Genomic DNA, 25,951 nt, shown 5'->3' on the forward strand with positions numbered 1-25,951 from the left:
AGCCGTTCAATTAGAGGTCATGACAAGCGCAAGGGGACGCGCTTTTTGCCTGTAACCTTGTTCAAAAATTTTCGTTTCAATGAAATCGGTTCGAGGAATTCGATATCCCGATCAAACAGTCGTCCGGTGAGCATGGGATCGTGCCACAGGGCGAGCCTAACACCCCATTTGGCCGCGTCTGCCGGTTCGATCCCGTCGGGAATGCCCATTCGCGTTTTAAGTGCTCCGGGAATCCAGTCGTTGATGACGATATCGGGGAAGCGATCCGAAAGATCGGCCACGAGTGACTTGGTCAAAGTCTGTGCTGCCCCTTTGGTCACAGAATAAGCCGCCGCTGTTGGGGCAGGTGCGATATGTGCAAAGGTGCTGAGGTTGACGATACGCCCGTATCCGCGCTCGACCATTCCAGGCAGGACTGCATGGCAGCAGTAGAATACACCGCCGAGATTAATGTTCACCGATTGCATGAAGCTTTCTGGTGTTTCGTCCAGAAGGTCCCGGCGGGGATAGACGGCGGCATTGTTGATCAGTATTGTAGGAACCCCTGCAGCGGCCTCAATGTCCTTGAATGCGTGCGCAACGGCTTCTGGGTCCGCGACATCTGCGGTGACCGGCATGAACGCTTCGCCCAATTCGGCCGCAAGATCGGACAAGGGGTCAGGGTTGCGCCCGATCCCAGCAACGCGGACGCCTTCGGCAACAAACCTTCGGCTCAGCTCACGGCCCAAACCCGCACCTGCGCCAGTGACAACGGCAATTCCTTCGCGAATACGGTCGCTTGTATCTGTCATGTAGCCTCCGTTTTGTGTTTTGCCTGCTCGGCCCGGTCCGCGATTATGTCCGCAACTCTCAAGGCATTCGCGGCAATTGTCAGGCTGGGATTCACCCCCATGGATGTCGGCATGAACGACCCGTCCGCTACATACAGATTTTGCAGGTCATGGGCCTTGCAATCGGGGTCTAGCACCGATGTTGCGGGATCATTTCCAAAGCGTAACGTGCCAAGCGGATGACCAACATTGACAATGGGCTTGATAGACAGAAACATCATCCGCCACCAGCCGACCGCCCGACGGATGGCACGGCGTAAACCGACCTGTCGCGTAAACACATCCCGCGCGACCTTGTATTCGAAGGTGAAGACCTCGGGGTCTTTGGCGTTCAGTATCACGCGATTTTCGCGAACCGGAAAATCCTCCATCTGGGCGACAAAGACATCCGCATTTCCGAACAGTTTTTCCGCCAGCAAGGCGGGGAAGTTCAAAAGACGGCGCAATTTCTTGTATTTGGCAAAGCGGGAGCGTTCATATTGCATCAGCAAAAACCGCAGGATAGTACCGTAATTTGCTTCATAGCCCATCGATTGAACCAGACCGTTACGCTCGCCATTCACTACATAGAAATCTCGGGTGGACACAGCCCGGCTGTTGCCGATGGGTTTTGCGCCGCGCCGGGGCCAGACGGCAAAGAAGTTATCGATGTGGAACATCAGGCCGCGTCCGACCCAATCACTTGAATTGGCGCATCCCGCCGCATCGCGTCCGGTCGAGCGCAACAAGAGCGTGGGCGAGCCAAAGGAACCGGCGGCTAGAACATAAGTGCGAGCCCTCAGCATATAGTTTTCACCTTCATGGCGGACGCGTAAACTGGTGATCTGACCGGGTTGATCTTCGCACAACTCCTCGACATCGCATTCCGTGATCAAGGCGGCGTGGCCGCTGGCAAGAGCGGGTTCGACTCCGGCCGAGCGGCCGTCCATCTTGCAGGCGCGCGGACATTTGCCCGCAAGACAATTGGTGCACCCCGCAAGGGCCTTCCGGGCAATGTGCGAATAATAGGGGTGCATCCCACGACTACAAAAATCTTCGATCATCGCCTGTTCTTCGGGGGTGAATTCGGGTGCTGGATGCAGTTTGACAGATGGGACAGACGACAAGGGATCAACGCCACCGCGCACATAAAGGATGTCTTCAGCCTGATCGAAGTAAGGTAGAAAGGACTGGAACCCGACAGGCCATCCTCCGGTGGGGTGGTCCAAGCCGGGCATTGCGTCCAGATCATGCGGTTCCGGTCGCTCGAGCGCCGCAGCGTAAAAGACAGAAGATCCACCAACTCCACTGCCTAGCGGAGCGAAGTAGTGTGAGACTTTAGAACCGTCATGCGCCTCCACCGGTTTGGGCCAGTAACCGCGCAACCGCCGGGCCAGTGGATCGCCACCATCAGAATAGGATTGGCGTTCATTGCGATAGCCGGCCACGCCTTTTTCCAGAAACAGAACCGACAGGCCGCGCTCGGTCAGGCGACGCCCTGCCAGCCCGCCGCCCATGCCAGCGCCGATGATGATTACATCCCAAGCTTGCGAAAGGGCTTGTTTTGGTTTCATCGGCCCCGGCTCCATTCGCCACTGTTCCGACGGCGCACCGCAAGGCTGACTGCAACATAGACCCCGAAGCCGACCGGGTCAGTCAGGGCGAGACGCGCAAGATAACCCGCTGTCAACCGGTCCTTGCCCTCACGGTCCAAAATGCCGGGATAAAGCCGAGCAAGTTCGGACACACCCGCATCCTGTCGCCTTCGCACACGCACCAGCGCGGTGAATCCTTCAACTAGGGGCCAGTAATAAGGCGCCTCCGCTGGCAAGCGTTCTTTCGGTGTGAACTGCAATCGCACAAAGGTGTCGTCGGAGATTATCTGAGGAAACTGGTCCCAACGCTTGCGGCCCGCAGCGTTGACGGCAAACAGACCGGCCCCTGGCACGCCGTTTGTCATGAACGGAAGGCGGGTCCAAATACGCCCATAGGCGCGGGTAATCCAGCTTTTGGCTCGTGTCACGGTCAGCGCTCCGCTGGCATAGGCGGGATCGGGACGATTGAGCACTTTCGCCAATTCGTCCAGAAGCTGCGGAGACATGACGACATCAGCATCAAGATAGACCTTGATGTCCCCGGTCGCGACTTCATCTGCTCTATTCAGCGCCCCCGGCTTTCCACCGATTTCCGAGTCCAGTACAGTTAGATGCCAGCCCCGGTCAGCGAAACGTTGGCTATAGCTGATGGCGATTTCGGTCGTTGCGTCGGTGCAGGCGTTTGCCGATACGATCACTTCAGCTGCCTGTTCAGTCACTTGTGCCAAAACGGCCTCAAGACAGTTACTGATGTAGGCCTCCTCGTTATTGGCAGGAATAATGACCGAGATATCGTACATAGTTTAGCTTGCCAGACTTTCGGCCCAGGGCATCGGGGCCACTGGATCGAAGCGGGTTTTCATTGTGACCGACCCGGCGTGCTCTCCCGCGTTTTGTAGGGCCAGAGTAACCTCATTCATATGCAGCGATAGATCGGAGGAAAGCCGGCAGGGGCGATTTTCGAGGATGGCATCAAACAGTTCAACAACACCCAGGGCGAAATTCATCGTTGCGGCTCCCTTGCGACCCAATTTGGCATGAGTTGGGCCCTTGAGCTTGAGCCGCCGCGCCACCGGCGCATTTACTAGCCGCCGACGCAAATTGAACCGTTTCCTTAAGCGGACAGGGGCGGAGTTGTTCCAGCATTCGTCCATCTCGATCACGCCCTTGTCGCCTATGATCCTGAGTTCGTGGTTGTGCACGGCCAAGATCGAGCATGTCAGTCGCGCGACCACTCCACTCTCGAAAAACAACGTTCCCACGGAAAAGTCCGGTGCCGCATTTGTCGTGACATCCGAAACATCAGCCAACCCGGCCGAGGCCGCCACAACGGTTCTGACAGGCCCGAACATCGGTAGCAGCCAGGCAAGGTAGTAACCGGCATGTTCCAACGTGCATCCGGTCTCAAACTCGTCCTTCGCGGGCCAGGGAGCTCCACTTTCAGACATCCACTTCCCGTAGGGAGCCTGCGAAATGAAATCGTCATCCATCTCAGCATAAATCAACCGGACGGGTCCAAGCAAATCAGCGCGCAGCCCGGCCCAGATTGTTTGCGGAGCTTCCCCCAAAAAACTGCAGGGTGCCGATGCCAGGCGCAGATTTAGGCTTTCTGCCAATTCGGTCAGTGCATGCGCCTGCTCCATTTGCATCGCCAATGGTTTTTCAGAATAGACGTGAAAACCGGCCTTCAGCGCTGCGGAGGAAACCTCGTAATGCGAGGACGGGTTGGTCAGGTTCAGCAACACATCACCCTGTTCGCCCTGCTCCATCAAAGCAGACAGGCTGTCGATTGCCGGCAAAGACCAATGTTCACAAAACGCGGCCAGACGACTGGGGTCACGGTCATAACATCCTGCAATTTCGATTTCAGGGTAGAGCCTGAGTGAGCGCAGATACAAATCCGCGACGTAACCAGTACCAACAATGAACAAACTGGGCATAAACAGGAATAACTCTTAGTCGACGGACAAGAACTCACAAACGATTAACCCAGTAATATTGGCAGAAATAGGGTTGCACCACTGTAAATTAGGTAACAGATCGCAATTGGGTCCAAGATGGTTCGTTATCTCCATGTTCCTCAGCGCGGAATCAGGGATTTCAGCGATCTAGAGAGGTAAATTCAATTGTCGCGCAATGCGAAACTTTTGGTCGGAGACTGGGTCATTGATCCAAATCATGTATTTGTCAGCGTCGGATGGATATGTCACATTGCGGAATAGGGGGGCATCCCCTCATATTTCTGGTAGAAGACTTCGATCCCTACCTTGCTCTGTAACAGCAGCGGCTGGCCGGTAATTAGAGTTTCGTTATTGTTAAAATAGGAAAAGAAGATGGCGATCTATCAAATTGATCCCGAACGTTTGAGTATCAGCACTGAAAGTGCCCGCGCGGCTGCTGCGCCCTTTGCAGAAGAATATCAGAGCGGTCAGCCCTACAATCACATTTGCATCGACAATTTTCTGCCTGAAGAGGTTTTGCGCAAAGTTCAGAAGGATTTGATGTCGCTTGAGGAAAACGAAGACAGTGACACATTTCAGCGCGCGCAGGAGAACCTGAAAACCCAGTACAATCCCGAACGTTTACCGACCTATTCGCGTGAGTTGTTTCATGCCTTCAACTCGCGCCCCTTCATCCAGTTTCTCGAGGGAATGACCGGGATCAAGGGTCTGATCCCAGATCCCTATTACATAGGCGCAGGTATCCACCGCGTTAGCAACGGGGGCCATCTGGATATTCACGCAGATTTCAATCTGCACAAGCAAATGTCGGTTGAACGTCGGCTGAACGTGTTGATCTATCTCAACGATGACTGGCGCGAAGAATGGGGTGGTTCCTTCGAGATCTGGAGCAATGATATGAGCACGAAGATCAAAAGCTTCGTGCCCACGTTCAACCGCATGTGCTGCTTTTCAACCGGGTCCAACACATTTCACGGCAATCCTGAGAAAGTGAACCATCCCAAAGGTGAACCCCGCCAGTCGATCGCACTTTATTATTACACGGCGACCTGGGACCCTAGCCGCAAGGCACACTCGACGATCTTCAAACCTCGCCCGGGAACCGAGGATCAGTTCGACCGTCAATCGCGCCGGCAGGAAATATTGGAAAACTGGTTGCCGCCAGTTGTGTACCGCCGGGTCTATCCGCGTCTTGCGCGACTAGGCTTCTGAACAGCGATATGCGCGCCTCGTGTCACCGGACGGATGCGCATCAGTTCAAAAGGTCAGGCTCATGCAAGGCAACCTCCAGGTAGAGTCAACAGAACAGCCGCAAGTCGTCTCAGCCACGGTGCCGGACTGGTCGCGTGAAGAGGTTCGACAGTTCTGGGACCCAGGCTATAAACTGTTGCGCGCGATACGGCGGTATCAGGCCGCCAAAGCGCGTGGCGGGATTCTTGGCTCGCTTTTTAGCAAATATTGGACTGTGGTTCACAGGTTCTGGTCGGTGATCACACAGTCCGAAATCCACCTGAACACCCATATCGAAGGTGGCCTGCGCTTGCCGCACCCGACCGGTATTATTATCCACCCAACTGCCCGCATTGGGCCAAACTGTATGATTTTTCACCAAGTCACGCTGGTTTCAACGGTTGAGCTTGGCGGACATGTGGATCTGGGGGCAGGCGCGAAAATCATCGGTCCACTTAAAATCGGCGATGATGTAACGGTAGGGGCGAACAGTGTTGTGACCCGGGATGTCGCGTCAGGTTCAACAGTTGCTGGTGTTCCGGCAAAGGTGCTGAATCGTTAACTCTGCGAAGTTCGTGGATGTCTTTTCCTGCGATGAAACTCAGGATATTCGGCTGTGCTGTTCTTTTGCTCACCACGGGGCTTGCGCACATGTTTAGGGTGTTGACCGGTGGCCAATTCTGGGCGGGTCTCCGTGGGCTGGGTATTTTTTTCCTGAACGGTTTCGGTGATTTTTGCCATTAAAAGTCCGGCCATAAGCCAGGTGAGGTTGTTGATAGTGGCGTTGGGGATCAGTTCTAGCAAGTTGATGCTCAGCATGATTGCGACGCCATGCGTCACAAACTCATCCGCTGAACCGGTGCACTCCTTTCGTCGCGCCCACAACCGAAGCAGGGGAAAGGTCAAAAGCCCGAAAATACAGATGTAACCGAACCACCCTAGAACACCGATGATGAGGACCCAGTAGCCATCAGGAACTGTCAGAATTCGCCCGGTTTCGGGGTCATAGTTCCGGTTCCGGTTCCAATAACCCCAGCCTGTCAGAGGTTTTTCCGAGGCGCGTTCTAGCAGTTGTTCTTCGTTCTCAAACCTGAAGCCCAAGGATTGCGCCCGCTCGGCTTGGATCATGCTCGCATAGCTGAGCAAACGTTCAACCGGTATTGCATCTGCGGCGCGCAGGACTGGGTATGTCAGCACGAATACCGCGCATACCATCATGACCCATCGCTGCACCTTAGGGCGCGCGAACAGGATGATGGGAGCAAACAAAACAGCGAACAAAACCGCTCCTACGGTTTTGCACAGTACTAAGATAAGAGACAGATAGGCTAGAATTGCGAACTTATTTCCCCTGTCCTGTCCTAGTGATCCGCGCAAAAGAGCAGCCGTAGCGAGCACCGACATAAGGATCAGAAAGGCGACCCCCAAACCGTGACCAAGAAACACAACGGGCCTGAACCCGCCAAACCTGACTTGTTGCGCGAAAAGTTGTGGGAAAAAGCCGTAGAACCAGTTGTTGAACTGTGGGCTCATTCGGATTTCGATTAAAATCGGAATCGAATAGATCAGGCCCGTCATCATATAGAGTGCAAGGAACTCTCGCTTGTTATCCGGCGTCGATAACAAATTAAATCCCAAGACAAACGGGATCAGGGTTATCACGTGTTTGAGGGATTCTGAGATTGCATCTCGGAGCGTCAATCCGGGGAAGTACAAGGTGCCCGCGAAGATTGGTTCCAGATTGCTCGAAAAAGTTACAAAGGGACTTAAGATGTAGCCAATCATTAAGACCGAAACGATAGGCGAGTCCGGAAAGAGCTTAATTTTCTGGTCGACCACCGTCAGGCAAAGTAATAGCGCGACAATGCTGGGAATGGTGTATTTGTCCAGCGTTGGGACAAGCGGCAAGTCAAAATATGTTGCCGTTGGTAAAATCGTGTAAGCCGCCAAAATCGAGATACAAAACGCCCGCGCAGGCGGCAGCTTTTTGAAAAGCACGATCATGACAACCGGCCAGAGCGCAAGCATCAAATAAGCGAACGTGTTAGGCATCGATCCGGCCGTGGAGTTTACAGGGTTCAGCCAGTCATATCATGGCGCCGATATCTTTGTCCTCACGATTACGAAGCGCAATCGAGCTTTTGTGGCGCGAATGTTGCGCAACAAATGGACTCAGGACAGACCCAGCCCTGAAGGGCGGTAGTTTTTCACGACATCCCAAACTGTTTCCTGCATCAGCAGCGCAGACTCGGGTCCCGGGTCCGCTGCGAAACTGCCATCCGACTTAGTCAACGCATGGCGTAGTCCCACAGGAGAAGTCTGGTACAGTACCGCGTAGTGGGTCAGAGCTACGAGATAGGTGCCATAGTCATTCAAGTGGATTTCATCAGTAAACAGATCGCCTCTGGCTGCAATCGGTCCAACGCCACCACGGCGTTCAATCTCGCGGACAAAACGGGCCATGACCTGCCCAGCCGGGATGATGTAGACCGGGCTGGGAGTGTCTTCGAAAGACAGGGCGCGACGCAGAATGCCTCGTTCCCAATAGCGATCCAGGTCCGTGTCGATCCGGTTTAGCCAGCCTTCCGGATCGTCCAGCTGATGCCAGGTCTCATACAAAAAGATCTTTATCTCAGGGTTTGCGCGCCGCCCAAGCTGAATCCACTTGTGCAGGTACCTTGCGCTTTCGAAATACTTGATGGCGGCGCGAATTTCGACCATCTCGGTCAGGACCAGCGTATTGTATCTGCCGGACGACAAAGCCTCTTTTGCGTCTTTGAACTCGTGCGGGATGTTGTGAAGTTCGAAACCATTGATGGTCTCGTTCGGGTCCCAATGCGCCCTAAGCGGGGTTCCCCAGCCAATTTGACTGCTGTAATCGTGCGCGTCACTCGCCAGTTGTTTCAATATCTCGGGCATGTCCGGCCCGACCAGACTGTGCCCCAGATGGAACACTATTTGCGGTATTTCAGGTGCCGGTCCTGACTGATCATACAAGCCGTTGAACGTTGCGTCGTCGATTGGCTGCGTGCCCCTCAGCCGCAGCAAACCAGCGATGGCCGCCACTGCCACCAGCACACTCCCGGGAACAAAGCGTTTCAGCACGATTCATCTCTGATGCTATGTGTCGCTATCACGGTCGCGACCCTATGCTTTGCTGCGCCATATAGCCATCTTAGTTGAGCGTCACGCCGAGCGTCTGCGCGCCCGCATCTCGCGCCGCCGTGCCATGGCGTCGCTGCGGGTACTGGCTCTTTCCGAGGCATGCGGTGCAGGTTCTGCTTCTGGTTTGGTTCCGCCAGTTTTCTTGTCCACTGTTTCGGCTAAAGCTGCGAGGGTTGGAAACCGGAATATGTCCGTGATGCTCAGGCCAGGGACATTTAATTCCTTGCGTATGTCGCGATGGGCTTGCACGGCCAGAAGTGAGTGACCGCCCAATTCAAAGAAATTATCCCGCCCGCTGATCTCGGCAACTCCTAGAATACGGGACCAAATCGCCGCAATCTGTTGTGACGCCGACCCGCCTGTGCTGCCCGAGTCGCTGACGGTAGCCTCGGATTTGGCTGTGACCGGAGGCGCAACGCGGGGCTTCTGCACTGACGGGGCAGGCAGGGCCTTTCGATCCACCTTGCGGTTCGGTGTTAGCGGGAAACTGTCCAGCGTCACGAAATGCGTCGGCACCATGTAGTCCGGCAGTTGCGCTGTCAGTGCCTGACGCAGTGCTTTATCATCCACCGGCTGGTCGGTGGTCATGTAGGCGGCCAGCTGCACTAGACCGGGTGTATCCTCGCGTGCGATGACAACCGACTGGCGCACGCCGGCTTGTGCGTCGAGCAGGCTTTCAATCTCACCCAGTTCGATCCGGTAGCCGCGCAGTTTGATCTGATGATCGGCCCGGCCCAGGAAATCGAGCTTACCATCCGTTTGCCAACGCACCAGATCTCCGGTGCGATAGAGCCGTGCACCCGGGACATCTGAGAACGGGTCAGGCACGAACCGCTCGGCGGTCAGGTCCTCGCGTTGCCAGTAACCTCGGGTGACGCCAGCGCCGCCGATGTATAGCTCTCCAGCCACGCCGACGGGAACGGGGTTTCTATGTTCGTCCAGTACGTAGACCTGCGTGTTGGCGATGGGCGTGCCGACATTGATCACGCCTTCGGCAGACGCGGCGGTTTCGGTCGTTGACCAGATCGTTGTCTCCGTCGGCCCGTACATGTTTTCGATATGCGCAGGCGACAGCTTGTTGATCTGTTTGACCAGCGAACCGGGCAGGGCCTCGCCACCGATCATCATGTGTTTGACCTTGGACAAAGCAAACCGCGCTTCGTCGCTCATCAGGATCATCTGCGCCATGCTGGGGGTGCATTGCAGGTGGCTGACGTTGTGGCGAATGATCTGGGCGGCAATGGAATAGTCATCCTCTGCCAGCTCTGTATCCTGATTGGACAGACGCAGCACCTCGGCCAGAGGCTTCAGACCCTCCATCACCTCGTCGACTGAGATGCCGTAGTCGATCAGGCATGCGATCTCATCGACACCGATGCGTTTCAGTTCTTCGACCCGGTTCAGGCAGTCTTCGACGGTGCCAAACAGGCCGGAATCCTCGAAATAGCGCAGGAAGGCGAAGTCGAGAATGCCTTCCATTTCCTCGTCAGACAAGCTTTCCAGATCTAGCTGGAATGGGTTCGCCACACCTTTGGGTTTCTTGAAGGCTGGGAAGGCCCAGGCATATTGCTTGATCAGGCCAGCGGCAGAACGCAGGTAATCTTTCATCGGCTCGCGCGCGACCTCGCGCACTTCTTCACGGTCCTGCCCGACATAGGTGTGCAGCATCAGAGTGACTGTGTGATCATCGGGATCATGTCCCGCTTCGCGCAACGCAGCATGGTAGATACCAATCTTGTCGGCCACCTCTTGCACGCTCTGGCCCAGAAGGTGAGTCAGCACGTTGGCGCCGATGGCCCCTGCTTCGCGCCAGGTGTCCGGATTGCCCGCAGTGGTGACCCAGACGGGCAATTTTTTGGAAACCGGGCGCGGCTGGGTGACCACCCCGTGCATATCTCCGGACTTGGTAGGGAATTCCACCGTTTCACCAGCCCAGAGCTGTCGCAGAGTGCTGATCGCTTCGAGCATCGCGGGTTTGTTTTCCGGCGGCGTGTTCTCGGGCCGCAGGACGAAATCATCGGGCTGCCAGCCAGAGGCGATGGCAAGTCCCGCGCGCCCGTTGGTCAGGTTGTCGATCACAGCCCATTCTTCGGCAATGCGCGCGGTATGATGCAGAGGTGCGACGCAGCTGCCTGCGCGGACTCCGATATTCTCGGTTACGGCGGCAACGGCTGCGCCTGTAACGGACGGGTTGGGGTAGGGGCCACCGAAGGCATGGAAATGACGCTCGGGTGTCCAGACGGCGCAGAAGCCGTTCTGATCTCCGAACTTTGCGCCCTCAAGCAACAGCTTGTATTTATCGCGCCCGACGCCATCGTCGTTGCCCCAGTAGAACAGGCTGAACTCCATCCCCTTGCCGGTGATGGATTTTCCGGCGGTCGCATCACCTGCGACCAACGCGCGGTTTTCGTCGTCGCTGAGAACGATCTTGAAGCCGCGCGCCAGCGTCCAGAACAGCTCTAGCACCGAAATATCGAAGGACAGGCTGGTAACCGCTAGCCAGACCCCGGCCGGATCGTGGCTGATGCGATCGTCCATGCCGGTGAAAAAATTCGACACGTTGCGATGTTCGACCATGACCCCCTTGGGGCGTCCGGTCGAGCCGGAGGTGTAGATCATGTAGGCGAGGTTCTCCGAACGCACGCCGCTGTCAACATTGTCCGTCGCAGCCGTTCCCAGCCGTGGGTCCGTGTCCAGCAGCAAGGCTTGCGCGCCATGATCGGGCAGGCTTGCGGCCAGTGCGGATTCCGTCAGCACCACCTTTGCGCCGCTATCCTCAAGATACAGCGCCGTTCGATCCGCGGGGTAGGCCGGATCCATCGGCACATAAGCTCCGCCCGCCTTCAGGATCCCCAGCGCTCCGATCAACAACAGCGGGGATCGTTTAACATGCAGACCAACCAGCGTATCCGGCCCAACTCCCATCTCACGCAGAACATGCGCAACCTGGTTGGCCAGAACGTTCAGTTCGGTATATGAGAAGCTAAGGTTCGCAAAGACCAGCGCCGGGGCATCTGGCGTGCGTGCGACCTGGGCTTCGAACTGCTCATGAACGCAGCTGACCTCATCATAGGCGACGGAAGTCTTGTTCCAGTCCTGCAGGACTTGTGCGCGTTCCGTATCGGGGAGAATGGGAAGTTCAGCGATCGGTAGATCCGCGTTGGCTTGATCTGTCAGCGACACAAACAGGCTCTCGACCCGTGCAGCAAACAAGCGGAGTGAAGCTTCAGAGACATGTCCGCTGTCGGCAAACAGCGTCGCCTCTCGACCAGAAGTGGCCAGCGTCAGGCTGGTGCCTGCAACAAGACCTTCCGATACGTCATCAGACAAACCAATCACAGGCGTTTTCAGGGCCGTCGCACCTGGCAGACGCGCCGGCAGATCATAGGCGAACGGACCAATCGCCTGGGCCTGTGCAATGGTTTGTTCAAACTCCTTATGCGCCGCTGAGAATGTCTGATCCGAAGAAAAGCGGACCGGAACCCAGTCGTTGAGATACGGGGACGACACGTTGTTCAGGCGGAAGGCCAGATCAAGGGTGAATGCGTCCCCAAGGCGCGCCATCAAGGCGGCAAACGCAGCCTTGGCCGTCGCATCAGCAAGCCCATCTGGCATGTGCAGTGTTTGTGACCGAGGCGCGCCAGATGGCATAGCTGAATTTATCAGCGGAATGTCACTCTCTTGCAGCGCTTCAAGACGTGTGCGCCATTGTGGTTCCGATTTCAGCGTGTCAGCAATTGACTGACTGATCGCTGTCGCCTGTTCTCCGGTCAACGGTGGCAAAGCGCTGCCGCCGTTCAAAACGCCATCAGTCGCCACAGACGCGCCCATACCATTTCGCAGATCGCTGATCTCAATAGCGCCGTCACTCGTTGCAACGGTCAAACTATCGGCGTTGCTCGACAGAATGGTGCCCGGCTCGGCATCGGATGGCTGATCACTCACCTTAGCCGCGCCGACCAGCCAGAGTTGGTCATCCCGCTGAATCTTGGGGCGGCACAAAGGGTTCCAATAGTCACCGTGATCCAATGCGCGCACCAAAGCGGCCATTTCACGCGCCGGTTTTGTAAAATCCAGCCGAGCGGCTGCCTCGGGGCGGTCTTTCTTTGCAAAATAGCTGCGCTGCGACAGGTCTTGCGGGGTCGTGGGCTGATCCGTTTCAAGCGCCCGGATGACATCGCTGAAGCTATCGATGGCTGCGCCGTAGCATTTGGTGTTCAGGGTCAGAGCAGTTTCGTTGTCACTGATGTCAAATAGGTTTTGAGCAACGATTCCGCCTTCGTCCACACCGCCGGAGATCATGTGCCAGGTGATCCCGTGTTGCGTTTCCCCATTGAGAATGGCCCATACCGGCGCGTTTAACCCTGCATATCGTGGGAGGGGGCCATCGTGGAAATTGACGGCCCCTTTACGGGCGTTGTTCAGCAGCGACTGCGGCAGCAGATCGAGATTTGCGATGCTGAGCAGCCAATCAAACGATACCCCTTCCAGCCGATCCGACAAATCGGGACCGGGTGCAAATAGAGGCAGGTCGTGAGACTTGGCCCAGGCCTCCACATCCGGATTGCGTGTGGCCAGACCCTGAATTTCGTGCCCCGCCTCTAGCAGTAATTCCCCGCACTGTATGACAAGGGATTCATGGCCAACAAGAAAAGTGCTGAAAGGCATCTTTATTCTCCAATAACAGGCCTGGTTTGTTGGTCCGAACTGCGTTTGCGCCAAGGCGCGCGCATGAATGCGGACAAGTCATGCCAAGCAAGAGTACGCAAAAAATGGGGCGGCACACCGCTTTGCCTGCGTGTTATTAAGCATCGTAGCCAGTGCAGAAAGCCACCTGTCAAATGCACACAGGTGGCGCAGGCGGCATAAATTGCGCCATGGTTTTTGACGAAGTAATGAAGACGGGAGTCAAACCAATAGGTTGGCACCCGGTTCCAGCTTTTCATACCCGTGGTCACCGAACCGATGTGCATCACAGCGCTGGTACGCACGTAATCGGTGCGATACCCGGCACGCGCGGCCCGTAGGCAGAGATCGGTTTCCTCGAAATACAGGAAAAACGTTTCATCAAAGAGGCCGATCTCATCCAACACGTCCTGCCGCATCATCAGGCTGGCCCCAGCCAACCAGTCAACGGGCCGGGTCTCGGTCGGGATAGGAATGGGCACAATGCGGTTCTTGAACAACCGAGTGACAGGGCCAAAGTTGATGCTGCTTTCAAATTCGCTTGCGACAGAAGGAAAGCGGAAGCTTGTCAGGTGCGGCTCGTCGTCATCGCCGAAGATATAGCTGCCTGCAAAACCAGCTTCGGGCGTGGTTTCCAGATGCTCCATCAATATGCGGACGGCGTCCGGAGCAGGGAAGGCGTCGGAATTCAGGACGTAGACGAAGTCCGGCCGTGTTCCGTCCGAAAGGCCCGCTCGAATGCCTACATTATTGCCGGCACCGAAGCCACCATTGTGCCCAGACTGGATGGTCCGAACGCGACTGTCCTGATCCCAACCTTGTTCTTGAACGCGCTTCGAGATGGCCTCGAAGGATCCGTCCTGTGAGTCGTTGTCTACAACGATGATTTCTCCTGCGATCCCCTCCATAGCCTTCCGAGCAGCCTCTACCGAGCGCAACGTCATGTCCGCGGTTTTGTAGTTAAGAATAATGGTAAGGAGTACAGGATCAGACATGGCTATTCCGCTGCCTCTTGCAGAGTGCGTCTGTAGTGCAATATTTGGCGTTCTGCGTTTTCAAGGCAGGTTTTCATCTGAGCTGCCAGCACCCGCACATTCGGTTCCAGCACCATCGAGTCATGATCTCCGGGCACCTCGAACACCTCGATACTTGGGGCCCAGGGCGTCCAATCGTTGTCGTGGGTCAGGTAATAACGCTCGTGATGCACCAATTTGCCCGGCCCCAGTTCCCATTTCCCGACCAAAGGCGGGCGGAACAGGGTCAGGGGGCCATCCCATGGGTGCAAGGGATAGCTGTTGACGCTTTCCAAAAATGCGGCCTCGATCTCGGTGTCGTGGAACTGCTGGCCGGTCTCGGCTGTTTCTTCCTTGGGTTGGCGTTTTTGGATTTCCCAGGCGATCCGGTTCTTGGCCCATTGAATGGGGTAGCTTGCGCCCTTGTTCCGCATCTCCTGCAGCTGAATCTTCAACCGATCCGCTTTGCTAAGCGGGTGCCGTACCGGTAGAGGCGTATCCAGCATGACCAGCGCTGCGATCTCTTCGCCCGCTTCAGTCAACTGGCGCGCAATCTCATAAGCCGTGATACCGCCACCCGAGAAACCGCCCAGCATGTACGGCCCCGAGGGCTGCACCTGCCGCATCTCGGCGATGTAATCCTTGGCGGCTTCGCGCAGATCGCGGTGCGGTTCCTCATCACCATACAGACCGCGCGCCTGCAGGCCGTAGAAGGGCCGGTCGGTGCCCACCAAATGCGCCAGATGGCGCAGGTTCAGCACATTCCCGAACATGCCCGCCACCAGGAAGAACGGAGTCTTTGGTCCACCCTCGCCGGAATGCATCGGCACCAGATGGGTAAAGCGACGTTCCGGTGTCGCCGGGGCTGCTGCTGGCGCATCGCGCTCGCCGCCCTCTGTCGGTACGCCGCGGGCAGCGATCAGGTCGGCGCATTTGCGGATGGTTGGGGCCTCGAACAGGACCGAAATCGGGAAATCCACGTTATAGGCCTTGCGGATTTGCGCGAACAAGCGCACCGCGATCAGGGAATGTCCACCCAGATCGAAGAAACTGTCCTCGACACCGATCTCATCAACACCCAGTAGTTCCTGCCAGAACCCGGCGAGGCGGCGTTCGATGTCATTTTCCGGGGCGACGTAATCCGAATCCAACTCGGGACGTTGGAATTTCTGATCCGAGCTTTCGGTGGATGCGCCGCTGTCGGCGGCCTGCGCGATCAGCCCATCCAGATCCAGCGAGGAAAGGATGATCTGCGATTGCCCGCTGGCCAGTGCCTTGAAGAACAGATCGGCCCCTTCTGTCGCCGGAATACCCTGAGACAGGTTGTGACGCAGCCGTTCCTCGGCCGGGGATAGGGGCGCCGGGGCGTCGACCTCAGAGGTGATCGCTGGGGCGCTTTCGGTGAAGGCAAAATCCACCGCATCTTCCATCCGGCGGATCGAGAAGCCCTCGACCTCGATACAGATTGTGCCGTCCGGAGCGGCGATGGTGACATCGAAACTGGCGGCCTCGCCTTCGGCGCGGTTGTCGCCCGCGTTGCGGACCCAACTGACGATCTGCGCGGGCAGTGGTGCATAAACGCGGACCGAGCGGTACGAGACCGGCACCCACAGGTGCGAGGCCTGATATCCCGCGATCAGCGCCATCGCCCAGCCCGTAGCCAGATCCATCAGGGCCGGATGCAGGTGGTAGCCTGCCTCGATATCCGTTTGCAGGGCTTCCGGCAGCGCCAAATGCGCCAGACCTTCATCCTGCCCCAGCGCAGTCGAGGTCAGAACCCGCCAGCGTGGGCCGAAATTCAGATGCGCCTCCTGCGGGGATCGCAGACGACCTGCACCTTCGGCCTGATGGGTCGAACCGCAACGGGCCGAGATTGACTCTACATCCAGCGGTGCGGGCGCGATTAACGGCAGCAGAGACAAGCTCGCTTGTGCGTTCAATTCAAATGCATCGTCCGACCCGCTCTCGACCGTTAGGTCATAGCCGACATCGCTGCGTGGCAGGCGCAGACGGACCTGCTGATCTTCACTGTCCGAGACTGCAAGGGGGCGGAGAAAATACAGATCGCGAATTTCAAACGGACCGGTTTCGCCTTGTACTCGCAGAGCCTCGGACGCCAGTTCCAGATAGCCGGTGCCAGGGACCAGAGCATGACCGGCCTTGGTCCGGTGATCGTTCAGGAACCAGCGGTCATGGGCGTTGTAAGTCGCACTCAGCAGGCGGTTGCCTGCGTCATCAAAGCTTGCCTGATCCAGCATCGGAACGTCTGCGGATGTCACCGGCGCGGGCGCGGTAGTGCCGGTCCGAGCCTCCATCGCATCGGCGGCCATGCCCACATCGGCCCAAATACCCCAGTTGACCGACACAACCTGCGTTTTGTCGCCCGAACGCGCGCGCGCATAGGCGTTCAGGTAGTCATTGGCGGCCACATAGTCGACCTGACCTACAGGTGCCGTTGCGGTCGAACTGGATGAGAACAGAACCAGCCAATCTAGCGATCCATCCGGGAAGACCTGGTCGATGACCTGCGTGCCGTGGATCTTGGGTGTAAAGACATCCTCGATCTCCATCATGGTCTTGGTCATGATCGGCGCATCGTCGATCAGGCCAGCCGCATGGATCACGCCGTTGATCTGGCCGAATTCCTGCGTGGCGCTTTCGACGCAACGGCGCATCTCTTCTACATTGCTGACGTCGACAGACATCGGCAGCACTTTGCCGCCTGCGGCTTCCAGCTTTTCGATGGCGCGGATACGGCGGGCCGTTTTGTCCTGCGGGGCCGAGTTGTTCAGCACGGTTTCCCATTGATCTCGCGGTGGTAGGTCTCCACGCGCGAGCAGGACGATATTGGCATTCACCTTGGCAATCAGCGCCTCGGCCAGTGTCAGGCCAATGCCGCCGAAACCGCCGGTGATCAGATAGGTGCCGCCATCGCGCAACGGCAGATCGTCCAGAGACGGTTCTGTCAGAGTCTGCGGGCGATAGCCTTGTTCAAACCGCTTGCCTGCGCGGATCGCCGCCGTGAACGAGGCGGGCGGAGCCAACAGGTCTTCTATCACCTGATCCGTCAGCCCCTCGGGCAGGACAGGCGCGCGGCGTTTGCCAGCGCTTTGTGGCAGATCGATATCCAGCAGCGCACAGGTCAGGCCGGGGAATTCGCGCGGGATCACGCGGGTCGGGCCGGTGACGGTTGCTTTTTCCGGGTAGGGCAGGGCCTCATCCCGAACCTGCAGCGCGCCCGAGCTGAGGACATGGAGGTGCAGGGGCATCGGCAGGTCTTCGTCCCCGACGGCCTGCGCCAGGAAGAACAAGCTGTAAAAGCCCTGTTCCAGATTGCGGTGGAAGAAACTACCGCCGGGGCGGAAGGTCTCGGCCTGTGTCAGCAGCCAGCCATGCACAATCCGGGCTGGGATGTGTTCCTGCGCGACGAGATCACGGATCAGCGCGTCATAACTTTCGCGCCCGCGTTCGGGGGCCAGCTGATAGTGATTGTCACTGATGCGCGCAAAGGCATCGCCGGGCGTGACCGTGACCACCTTGTGACCGGCTTGCTTCAGGCGCTCGGCCAGGTTGGTACACAGCCCAGCCTCATCCGCAAAGATCAGCCAGCTTTCCTGTGCCGCCTCCGACAGATCGCCGGTGACATCCACATCGCAGGCCGCGTATTTCGGAGTCCAGGCCACGCGATAGCCCCAATCGGCGGGATCTTCGGTGCGCATCAGCCATTGGCTGGCTGTCTCGATCTGTGTCGTGTCGGGTTCGATGAAGTAAGGTGAGCGCTGGAAGGCATAGGTGGGCAGAGGCACCCGGTTGCGCCGCGCCTCGCCCCAGATCTGTTCCCAGTCAAACGCGCCGCCCAAGGCCCAGATCCGGCCCAGCATTGCCATGAAATAAGCATCGTCAGCCACGTCATCATTCGGATGGCGCAGGCTGCTTATGACCTGATTGGCGTCGACCTTATCGTGCTGCCCGGTCAGTGAGGCCAGCGCCTTGCCTGGGCCGACCTCAATGAAGATACGCTCTGGGTTCTCGGACAGCGTGGTTATGCAATCAGCAAAATGAACGGTGTTGCGCAGATGGCCGACCCAGTATTCGGGGTCCGTAGCCTCGGCCTCGGTGATCCAGTTGCCACTGCGGTTCGAGGGGAACGGGATCTGTGGGGCCTTCAACTCGATCGAGCGCAGGTAGTCGCCGAATTCCTTTAGGATCGGCTCCAGCATCCGCGAATGTGCCGCGATATCGATCGGGATGCGTTGGCAGTCGACACCCTGATTGCGCAGACGGTCCTCCAGATCGTCCAGCGCCGCCTGTGGTCCGGTCGCTACGCTCAGGCTGGGGGCGTTCACGGCACCCAGATCAAGGTCATCGCCCAAAAGTGGCCGCAGATCATCGGCGGGCAGGGGGACGCTCAGCATACCACCAGCGGGGACCGTATCGAACAGCCGCCCGCGCAGATGCACCAGACCGATGCAATCCTCAAACGACATCACACCGGCCACGCAAGCGGCGGTGTTTTCGCCCATCGAATGGCCGACCAGCGCGGTGGGCTGAACACCCCATTCCATCCAAAGCTGCGCCAGCGCATATTCGGTGATCATGATCAGCGGCAGTTGTACCGAGGGCGTCTTCAACCGTTCATCCGCAGCCTCTTCCTCGCCCAGTTCAGGCAGCCAGATCGCGCGGATATCATAGTCGAGCTTGGCTTGCAGGATATCCAGACCCCGATCCATCCAGTCGGCAAAGACCGGCTCAGTCTCATAGAGGTCGCGCGCCATACCGGCGTATTGAGCGCCTCCTCCGGGGAACATGAAGACATGCTCCGGCGCGTCCGAGATCACCGTATGGGTGAACACCCGACGTGGATCATTTTCCTCAAGGATCGTGGCGGCTTCTTCATGGGTTTCAGCGACGATGACGCGCCGCTTTTCGAACCCGCGTCTTCCGTTTTTCAGGGTCCAGGCGATATCGGCCAGATCCTGTTCCGGATTGGCCCGCAGATGCGCGGCCAGTGCTGCGCTGTTGGCATCCAGCGCTTTCTTGCCCCGCGCCGAAACCGTGAGGATTTGAAACGGCCAATCCGACGGCTCGGATGCGGACCGCTCAGGCGCTTCTTCCAGAATGGCATGCGCATTCGTGCCGCCAACACCCAGAGAATTCACCCCGGCGCGGCGCGGACCCTTGTGCGAGACCCAATCGGTCAGAGTGTCATTCACCCGGAACGGACTATTCTCGAAGTCGATGGCCGGGTTGGGTTTTTCATAGCCCAAGCTAGGCGGGATTTGCTTGTGATGCAGCGCCAGCGAGGTTTTGATCAGGCTGGCCACCCCGGCGGCTGTATCCAGATGGCCGATATTGGTTTTGACCGAGCCCAGCCGGCAGAAGCCCGTTTCCTGCGTGGTTTCCGAAAACGCCTGTGTCAGCGCGGCCACTTCGATCGGGTCACCCAGATAGGTGCCGGTGCCGTGGCATTCAATGTAATCCACCGTGTCGGCCTGAACATCGGCCATCACATGGGCCTCGGAAATCGCGGCGGCCTGACCATCCACAGATGGCGCCAAGTACCCGGCTTTGGCCGCACCATCATTGTTGATCGCCGTACCGCGGATCACGCCCCAGATATGGTCGCCATCCTCAATCGCATCAGACAGACGCCGCAAAATGACAGCGCCAGCGCCCGAGCCAAAAACAGTGCCTTGCGCGCGGTGATCGAAGGCGTGGCAATGGCCATCGGGTGAGAGAACCTCACCCTCTTTGTAAACATAACCTCTGTTATGAGGGAGTTCGATCGTAACCCCCCCAGCAATCGCCATATCGCACTCACCGGTCAACAAAGCTTGCGTTGCATAATGCGTTGCGACCAGCGAGGTCGAGCATGCCGTCTGTACGTTCACACTCGGCCCCTTGAGGTCGAGGATATGGCTCAGCCGGGTCGACAGGAAATCCTTGTCATTTCCGGTATGGCGCAACAAGAACATTCCCACGTCGTCTACCAGATCCCGGTTCGAGCAGACATTGAAATAAAAGTAACTACCCATGCCACAGCCTGCGAACACGCCGATTGGGCCGGGAAAGCTTTCAGGCGGATGGCCAGCGTTTTCCAGCGCTTCCCAGGCCACCTCAAGGAACTGACGGTGCTGTGGGTCCATGATGGCGGCTTCTTTGGGAGACAGGCCAAAGAACTCGGCGTCAAATTCCTCGAACCGATCCAGCGGCGCGGCAAACGGCACATAGTCAGGCCGCTCAAGCAAATGTGGAGTCTCACCGTTCGCAATGAGCTGTTCCCTGCTGAGCTGGTGGATAGATTCCACCCCCTCGCGCAGGTTAGACCAATATGCCGCAATCGAAGACGCACCGGGCAAATGCGCGGCCATGCCAACGATTGCGATGTCGCCGTCCCTGGCAGAAATACTCACAGTAGAACCATCCATAAATAAACCGATTTGAGTTTAAGTCCCGCTGTAGGGATTGCCAAACGAAAGTGATGCGTGTGCGCTGAATTTTACGGCCTGTGCTGCCCGCAATCCCCAGCATTATGGTGTAGGGGCCTCATAATGCCAAAAAAAACACCACACGCGAGCTTTGGACCGTGGATTTCCGTGAATGAAAAGCGCTCTTCGATGGTTTCCGAATTCTCTACAATCTGAAGCCAGAAGAATTATTGCGCCAGCCACGGCAAGCCATTTACTGACGCGATTCAACTCCGCTGCAGTTGAGAGTATTCGCTCAGATGCCCGTGGCGCGGACGACTACACCAACCGTCGAATACAGAATACCCAGATCGGTTTTGAAGTTTAGATTGTCGGCGTATGAGGTGTCGAACTCGGCGCGGCTTGCGAAGGAGCTGGAATTGCGCTTGGACACCTGCCAAGATCCGGTCATGCCGGGACGCAGGGAGAAATATGCTACGCCCGGATACAGCTCTTGCTGTTCAGGAAGCATCGGGCGCGGTCCGACCAGGCTCATTTCACCCATCAGTACGTTCCACAACTGTGGCAGTTCATCCAGAGAAGTTTTGCGAAGCGCATGGCCGAACGGCGTGATTCGGGGGTCATTCTGCAGCTTTTGGGTTTCGTCCCATTCCCGCCGCGCAGCCGGGTTCTCCGCCAAATAGTCCTCTAGCAATGACTGCGCGTTAGGAACCATTGAGCGCAGCTTCCACATCTTGAAGACTTTTCCACCCCGACCAACACGATATTGAGCGTAGAACGGGTTTGACCCGTCTCGCGCAACTAAAAGCGCGAGAACCAGTACAACCGACGCCACGATTGGTAGAGCCACCAACACAAGGGCCAAATCTATCAGGCGTTTGAATGTGTTACGGTAGGGTTGAGCGGCGTTTACCGAGGCTCTGCCGGCCTCAACAACTGAACCGCATGTACCGGTGTCGGCGCGAAAGTTCGTATCCTGAATAGACATTTCAACCTTTAACCTTAAGCCAAATCTGGCTTCACCATTTACGAGGTAACCCAAGGGGACCAAAAAATTCCCCAACACACGAGCTACCCTAGACAAGACCTAACACGAAACTGTGCCTCTAGTACGTGAACTAGTTTATACAGCTACAAATAACTTCTCAAAGAGTGAATCGGGCCTGTTCGACATTTTTTCGCCGCATTCGCCGCACAATTAAGCACATTCTCGGGCATTGTTCTCTCTATCGGAAACGGGATCAATTCTGAGTTGAACTTCAAGTCTTCGCTGAGCCTATACGTGGCGGACCAATGTGTTCCAGTTTTCCATGTAAAAACGAGATCGTATTTCGAGGTCGAATCGCCCATTTTTTAGTCGTGTATCGAAAGCACGCGAACACCATATGCTTTTTTGGCAAAACTGAAGTGAGCTGATGCCAGCCGAAACGACGACGCCGTCGTCTTTGCTTTCGTTCCTAACTCAAAAGCAGTTCGAGATATGCGCCATAGGTAGATTTTGCGAAGAGCTTCGCGCGATCGGCTAAAGCGTCATCACTGATCCAGCCATTCGCCCAAGCGATTTCGTCCAGACTCCCGGTTTGCATACCTTGCCGGTCGGTTAAGGTGCGTACGAAATTACCTGCATCCAAAAGTGACCCATGGGTGCCAGTGTCCAACCATGCAAAGCCGCGACCCATCGTTTGGACATCCAAACGCCCTTCGACCAGGTAAGTTTCGAGCAGCGACGTAATTTCAAGTTCGCCGCGAGCAGATGGTTGCACTTTGCGGGCGCGGGCAGGAGCTTCTGAATCGAGGAAATAAAGCCCGGTAACTGCATAATGCGAAGGCGGCACGCTGGGCTTCTCGATGATGGCGCGTGCTTTGTTGTTGTCGTCGAAATCGACTACGCCATAGCGCTCGGGGTCGGTCACCCGATATGCGAAAACGGTGCCACCTGCTTCTAGCGCGTCAGCAGATCGCAAAAGGTCGGGCAAACCATGACCAAAGAAAATGTTATCTCCCAGGATCATTGCCGATGGTGCACCTGCCAGAAACTCTTCGGCAAGGATGTAGGCTTGCGCCAAGCCATCCGGCGAAGGCTGCGTCAGCCATGTCAGCGAAAGACCGTATTGGCTGCCATCGCCCAAAAGGCGTTTAAACTGTTCTTGATCATGCGGAGTCGTGATGATCGCGATCTCTCGGATATTCGACAACATCAGAACACTGAGCGGATAGAAGATCATCGGCTTGTCATAAATGGGTAAAAGCTGCTTTGAAACGGCAATGGTGGTTGGATAAAGCCGAGTGCCCGATCCACCGGCAAGGATAATGCCTTTGCGTTGCATAGTTCGTCCTTTCAAAACCTATCGCCTGCCACTTCCAAGTCGGCCAAAACTTGGGCCAGGCCGGTTTTCCAATTGGGCTGCGAAATGCCGTAGATATCCTTGATCAGCGAACAATCGAGGCGCGAATTCAATGGTCTTTTGGCCGGGGTGGGGTAGTCCACGGTCGGGATATCTTCGATCTGAGCGGTCAATCCCGCCTGCGAAACCACTTCGCGCGCAAAATCTGCCCAGCTGACGCTTGGGGCGCCGGAATAGTGTAAGATGCCGCCTTCGGTCGTGCGCGCTTTCGCGGCGATCAAAAGAAGAGCCTCGGCAATATCCGCGGCAGGTGTTGGTCCTCCGATCTGGTCCGCAACGACAGTAAGGCTGTCATGAGTCTCGGCCAACCGAAGGATAGTTTTAACGAAGTTCTTTCCGTGCGACGAAAACACCCAACTGGTCCGCAGAACAGCGTACCAACCTCCGGTTTCGGCAATTTGGCGTTCTCCGTCGAGTTTGGTGCGGCCATACACCCCAAGTGGCCCGGTGGGGTCGGACACAGACTTGGGTGCCTCGCCGGATCCGTCAAAAACATAATCGGTGGAGAGGTGGAGAAACGGCAGACCGCACTCGGCTGACGCCTGCGCCATAGCACCCGGCGCGTCTCCATTGGCCAACTGAGCCAGCTCCGGTTCGTCTTCGGCTTGATCCACCGCAGTATAAGCGGCAGCATTGATGATCACCTCAGCATTTGTGCCTCGGACTGCTTCCGCGCACGCTGCAGGATTGTACAAATCAACCTGAGATCGATCCAAGGCTTCAAGGATAATGCCCTGTCGGCGCGCGTGCCTTCGGAGTTCAGTCGCTACTTGACCTCCATGGCCAAAGACCAATGCTTTCATTGCGCAATACCGAGCCGTTCACCCACGCCGCCGCGGGCCTGCAATGCATTTAGCCAAGCGCTATTGTCCAAGTACCAGCGTACGGTTTGTTCAAGGCCCTTTTCGGGTGTGTAGGACGGGCTCCATTTTAGCTCTTCTCGCATGCGTGTGGGATCAATGGCATACCGACGGTCATGCCCCGGCCGGTCTGCGACAAATTTGATCTGGTCAGCGTAAGGAGTTGTGTGTGGTTTCAATCGGTCGAGAATAGCGCAGAGCATTTTTACCAAGTCGAGATTGGTCATCTCATTCTCTCCGCCAATGTTGTAGCTGCGCCCAATCGCACCTTTTTCCAGAACCAATAACAGCGCTTCGGCGTGGTCTTCGACATGCAGCCAGTCGCGAATGTTATCGCCAGCGCCATAAATGGGAATGGGCTTTCCCGACAGCGCGCTCAGGATTACCACGGGGACCAGTTTTTCCGGAAACTGATAGGGGCCGTAGTTGTTAGAGCAATTGGTCAGCACGACGGGCAATCCAAAGGTTTCGTGCCAGGCTCGGACAAGATGATCAGAGCTCGCCTTTGAAGCTGAATAAGGTGAGTTAGGCCGATAAGGGCTGTCTTCGGTGAAAAAACCTGTCTCACCCAAGGAACCAAAAACCTCATCGGTAGAGATGTGGTGAAAACGGAAGTTCTCGGGACGGCCTGAAGTCACCCAAAAATCGCGTGCCGCCTCAAGCAGCACGTAGGTCCCAGTCACATTGGTTTCGATAAAGGCGGCGGGTCCGTCGATAGAACGGTCCACATGACTTTCGGCCGCAAGGTGCATTATCGCACATGGATTATGCTTGCGCAAAACGCCAGACATAGCTTCTGAATCGCGAATATCAGCATGTTCAAAAGTGTAGTCTGCTGAGTCAGCCACTTCAGCCACATTATCGAGGCAGGACGCATAGGTCAGAGCGTCGACATTCACTACGGAATGGCCGTCAGCAATTGCACGCCGTATCACAGCAGAGCCGATAAAGCCTGCGCCGCCCGTGACTAAAATCTTCATAAAACATCCTCGAACCTGAACGGGGAATCAAAATCTCTCAAAAGCAGGGCTCTGATATCTTTATCGGATATTTTGATTTCCGCCACGTCGAGGGGCCAATTAATTCCAATATCAGGATCATCCCACCGTATGGCGCCCTCTGTTTCCGGAGCGTAGGTATTTGAGCACTTGTATACGATCTCGGTGTCAGGCTCCAATGTCATGAAACCATGGGCAAAGCCCTCGGGAACCAATAGCATCTGTCCATTGTCAAAGCTGAGTTCTGCGCCGACCCATCTGCCAAAAGTGGGGGAACCTTTGCGGATATCTACGGCCACGTCGAACAACCGGCCCCGCCCGCAGCGCACAAGTTTCGCCTGAGCCATTGGCGGCGCCTGAAAATGTAGTCCGCGTACAGTTCCAACAGTTCCTGACAGGGAATGGTTGTCCTGTACGAAAACTGTTTCGATCCCATGGCTGACAAAGCTCTCCAAGTTATAAGTTTCTTCGAAAAAACCGCGATCATCGCCAAATCGCCGAGGTGTGATCATCTTTATATCAGGAATACCAAGAGGCTTTATGTCCATGGATTTTAATCTCTCCTTTTGCGCGCCGGCTCATCACTCGGCAGCGCTCAGACAGTTGTTTGTATCACATAAGCCTTTGTCAATGAACCGAAAAATGAACCGACTGTTCAGATGTCAGCTAGGACGAGAGACTAAGAGTTTGCTCCGGCAGAAAATCCCAATTGATTTCATCGATCCGAGATTTGGCCTTCGGTCGTTTGATGGCTGCCTGGATGCTTATGATTGTGCTCGCAAATTGGACACGCCGAGCGGA

Annotated in this window: 16 protein-coding genes; 2 read left to right on the top strand and 14 right to left on the bottom strand. The window is 56.6% G+C overall.

Annotated features, from left to right (window positions below):
* Positions 1 to 17 precede the first annotated feature (17 nt).
* The 4 genes from ACR0C3_RS21315 to ACR0C3_RS21330 are packed head-to-tail and all read right to left on the bottom strand — an operon-like array spanning position 18 to position 4,344.
* Positions 18 to 791: an SDR family oxidoreductase gene (locus ACR0C3_RS21315; RefSeq protein ID WP_480760420.1), complete on the bottom strand. Its 774-nt coding sequence runs from the start codon at positions 789 to 791 to the stop codon at positions 18 to 20.
* Positions 788 to 2,383 carry a GMC oxidoreductase gene (locus tag ACR0C3_RS21320; protein WP_480760421.1) on the bottom strand — a complete coding sequence of 532 codons (1,596 nt, stop codon included), beginning with the start codon at positions 2,381 to 2,383 and terminating at the stop codon, positions 788 to 790. Before ACR0C3_RS21320 ends, ACR0C3_RS21315 begins: the two co-directional genes overlap by 4 nt.
* Complete coding sequence (locus ACR0C3_RS21325; protein WP_425084695.1) at positions 2,380 to 3,204, bottom strand: glycosyltransferase family 2 protein; 825 nt, start codon at positions 3,202 to 3,204, stop codon at positions 2,380 to 2,382. The genes ACR0C3_RS21320 and ACR0C3_RS21325 overlap by 4 nt, the downstream gene beginning before the upstream one ends.
* A gap of 3 nt (positions 3,205 to 3,207) precedes the next feature.
* Positions 3,208 to 4,344: a Gfo/Idh/MocA family protein gene (locus ACR0C3_RS21330; protein WP_425084694.1), complete on the bottom strand. Its 1,137-nt coding sequence runs from the start codon at positions 4,342 to 4,344 to the stop codon at positions 3,208 to 3,210.
* 393 nt (positions 4,345 to 4,737) lie between these two features.
* Between ACR0C3_RS21330 and ACR0C3_RS21335 the strand changes: the two genes are divergently transcribed.
* Entirely contained in the window at positions 4,738 to 5,577 is an 840-nt protein-coding gene (locus tag ACR0C3_RS21335; RefSeq protein ID WP_170380734.1) for a 2OG-Fe(II) oxygenase, read from the top strand.
* A 61-nt stretch (positions 5,578 to 5,638) separates the two neighbouring features.
* Entirely contained in the window at positions 5,639 to 6,157 is a 519-nt protein-coding gene (locus ACR0C3_RS21340; RefSeq protein ID WP_170692496.1) for an LbetaH domain-containing protein, read from the top strand.
* Here ACR0C3_RS21340 and ACR0C3_RS21345 read toward each other — a convergent pair.
* The 10 genes from ACR0C3_RS21345 to rfbC all read right to left on the bottom strand — a co-directional run bounded on the left by ACR0C3_RS21345 (position 6,154) and on the right by rfbC (position 25,698).
* On the bottom strand, positions 6,154 to 7,623 hold the full coding sequence (locus ACR0C3_RS21345; protein WP_480760423.1) for an O-antigen ligase family protein: 1,470 nt from the start codon (positions 7,621 to 7,623) through the stop codon (positions 6,154 to 6,156). The two genes, ACR0C3_RS21340 and ACR0C3_RS21345, sit on opposite strands and share 4 nt — an antisense overlap.
* A gap of 144 nt (positions 7,624 to 7,767) precedes the next feature.
* Positions 7,768 to 8,700, bottom strand: coding sequence for a hypothetical protein (locus tag ACR0C3_RS21350; RefSeq protein WP_480760424.1), 933 nt, complete (start codon positions 8,698 to 8,700; stop codon positions 7,768 to 7,770).
* 81 nt (positions 8,701 to 8,781) lie between these two features.
* Positions 8,782 to 13,428 (bottom strand): MupA/Atu3671 family FMN-dependent luciferase-like monooxygenase, encoded by a 4,647-nt coding sequence (locus ACR0C3_RS21355; protein WP_480760426.1) that lies wholly within the window; start codon positions 13,426 to 13,428, stop codon positions 8,782 to 8,784.
* A gap of 2 nt (positions 13,429 to 13,430) precedes the next feature.
* Positions 13,431 to 14,441, bottom strand: coding sequence for a glycosyltransferase family 2 protein (locus ACR0C3_RS21360; RefSeq protein WP_480760427.1), 1,011 nt, complete (start codon positions 14,439 to 14,441; stop codon positions 13,431 to 13,433).
* Between the two features lie 2 nt (positions 14,442 to 14,443).
* A complete protein-coding gene (locus tag ACR0C3_RS21365) occupies positions 14,444 to 20,887 on the bottom strand; it encodes a type I polyketide synthase (protein WP_480760428.1) in 6,444 nt (2,147 codons plus the stop codon).
* 295 nt (positions 20,888 to 21,182) lie between these two features.
* Positions 21,183 to 21,875 carry a sugar transferase gene (locus ACR0C3_RS21370; protein ID WP_480760429.1) on the bottom strand — a complete coding sequence of 231 codons (693 nt, stop codon included), beginning with the start codon at positions 21,873 to 21,875 and terminating at the stop codon, positions 21,183 to 21,185.
* A gap of 469 nt (positions 21,876 to 22,344) precedes the next feature.
* Positions 22,345 to 23,214 (bottom strand): glucose-1-phosphate thymidylyltransferase RfbA, encoded by an 870-nt coding sequence (gene rfbA, locus ACR0C3_RS21375; RefSeq protein ID WP_480760430.1) that lies wholly within the window; start codon positions 23,212 to 23,214, stop codon positions 22,345 to 22,347.
* Positions 23,215 to 23,225: 11 nt separating this feature from the next.
* Entirely contained in the window at positions 23,226 to 24,095 is an 870-nt protein-coding gene (gene rfbD / locus ACR0C3_RS21380) for a dTDP-4-dehydrorhamnose reductase (RefSeq protein ID WP_480760432.1), read from the bottom strand.
* Positions 24,092 to 25,132 carry a dTDP-glucose 4,6-dehydratase gene (gene rfbB / locus ACR0C3_RS21385; RefSeq protein WP_480760433.1) on the bottom strand — a complete coding sequence of 347 codons (1,041 nt, stop codon included), beginning with the start codon at positions 25,130 to 25,132 and terminating at the stop codon, positions 24,092 to 24,094. The genes rfbD and rfbB overlap by 4 nt, the downstream gene beginning before the upstream one ends.
* Complete coding sequence (rfbC, locus tag ACR0C3_RS21390) at positions 25,129 to 25,698, bottom strand: dTDP-4-dehydrorhamnose 3,5-epimerase (RefSeq protein WP_170380754.1); 570 nt, start codon at positions 25,696 to 25,698, stop codon at positions 25,129 to 25,131. Before rfbC ends, rfbB begins: the two co-directional genes overlap by 4 nt.
* Positions 25,699 to 25,951 lie beyond the last annotated feature (253 nt).

This window comes from Ruegeria sp. CK3 (assembly GCF_056536565.1).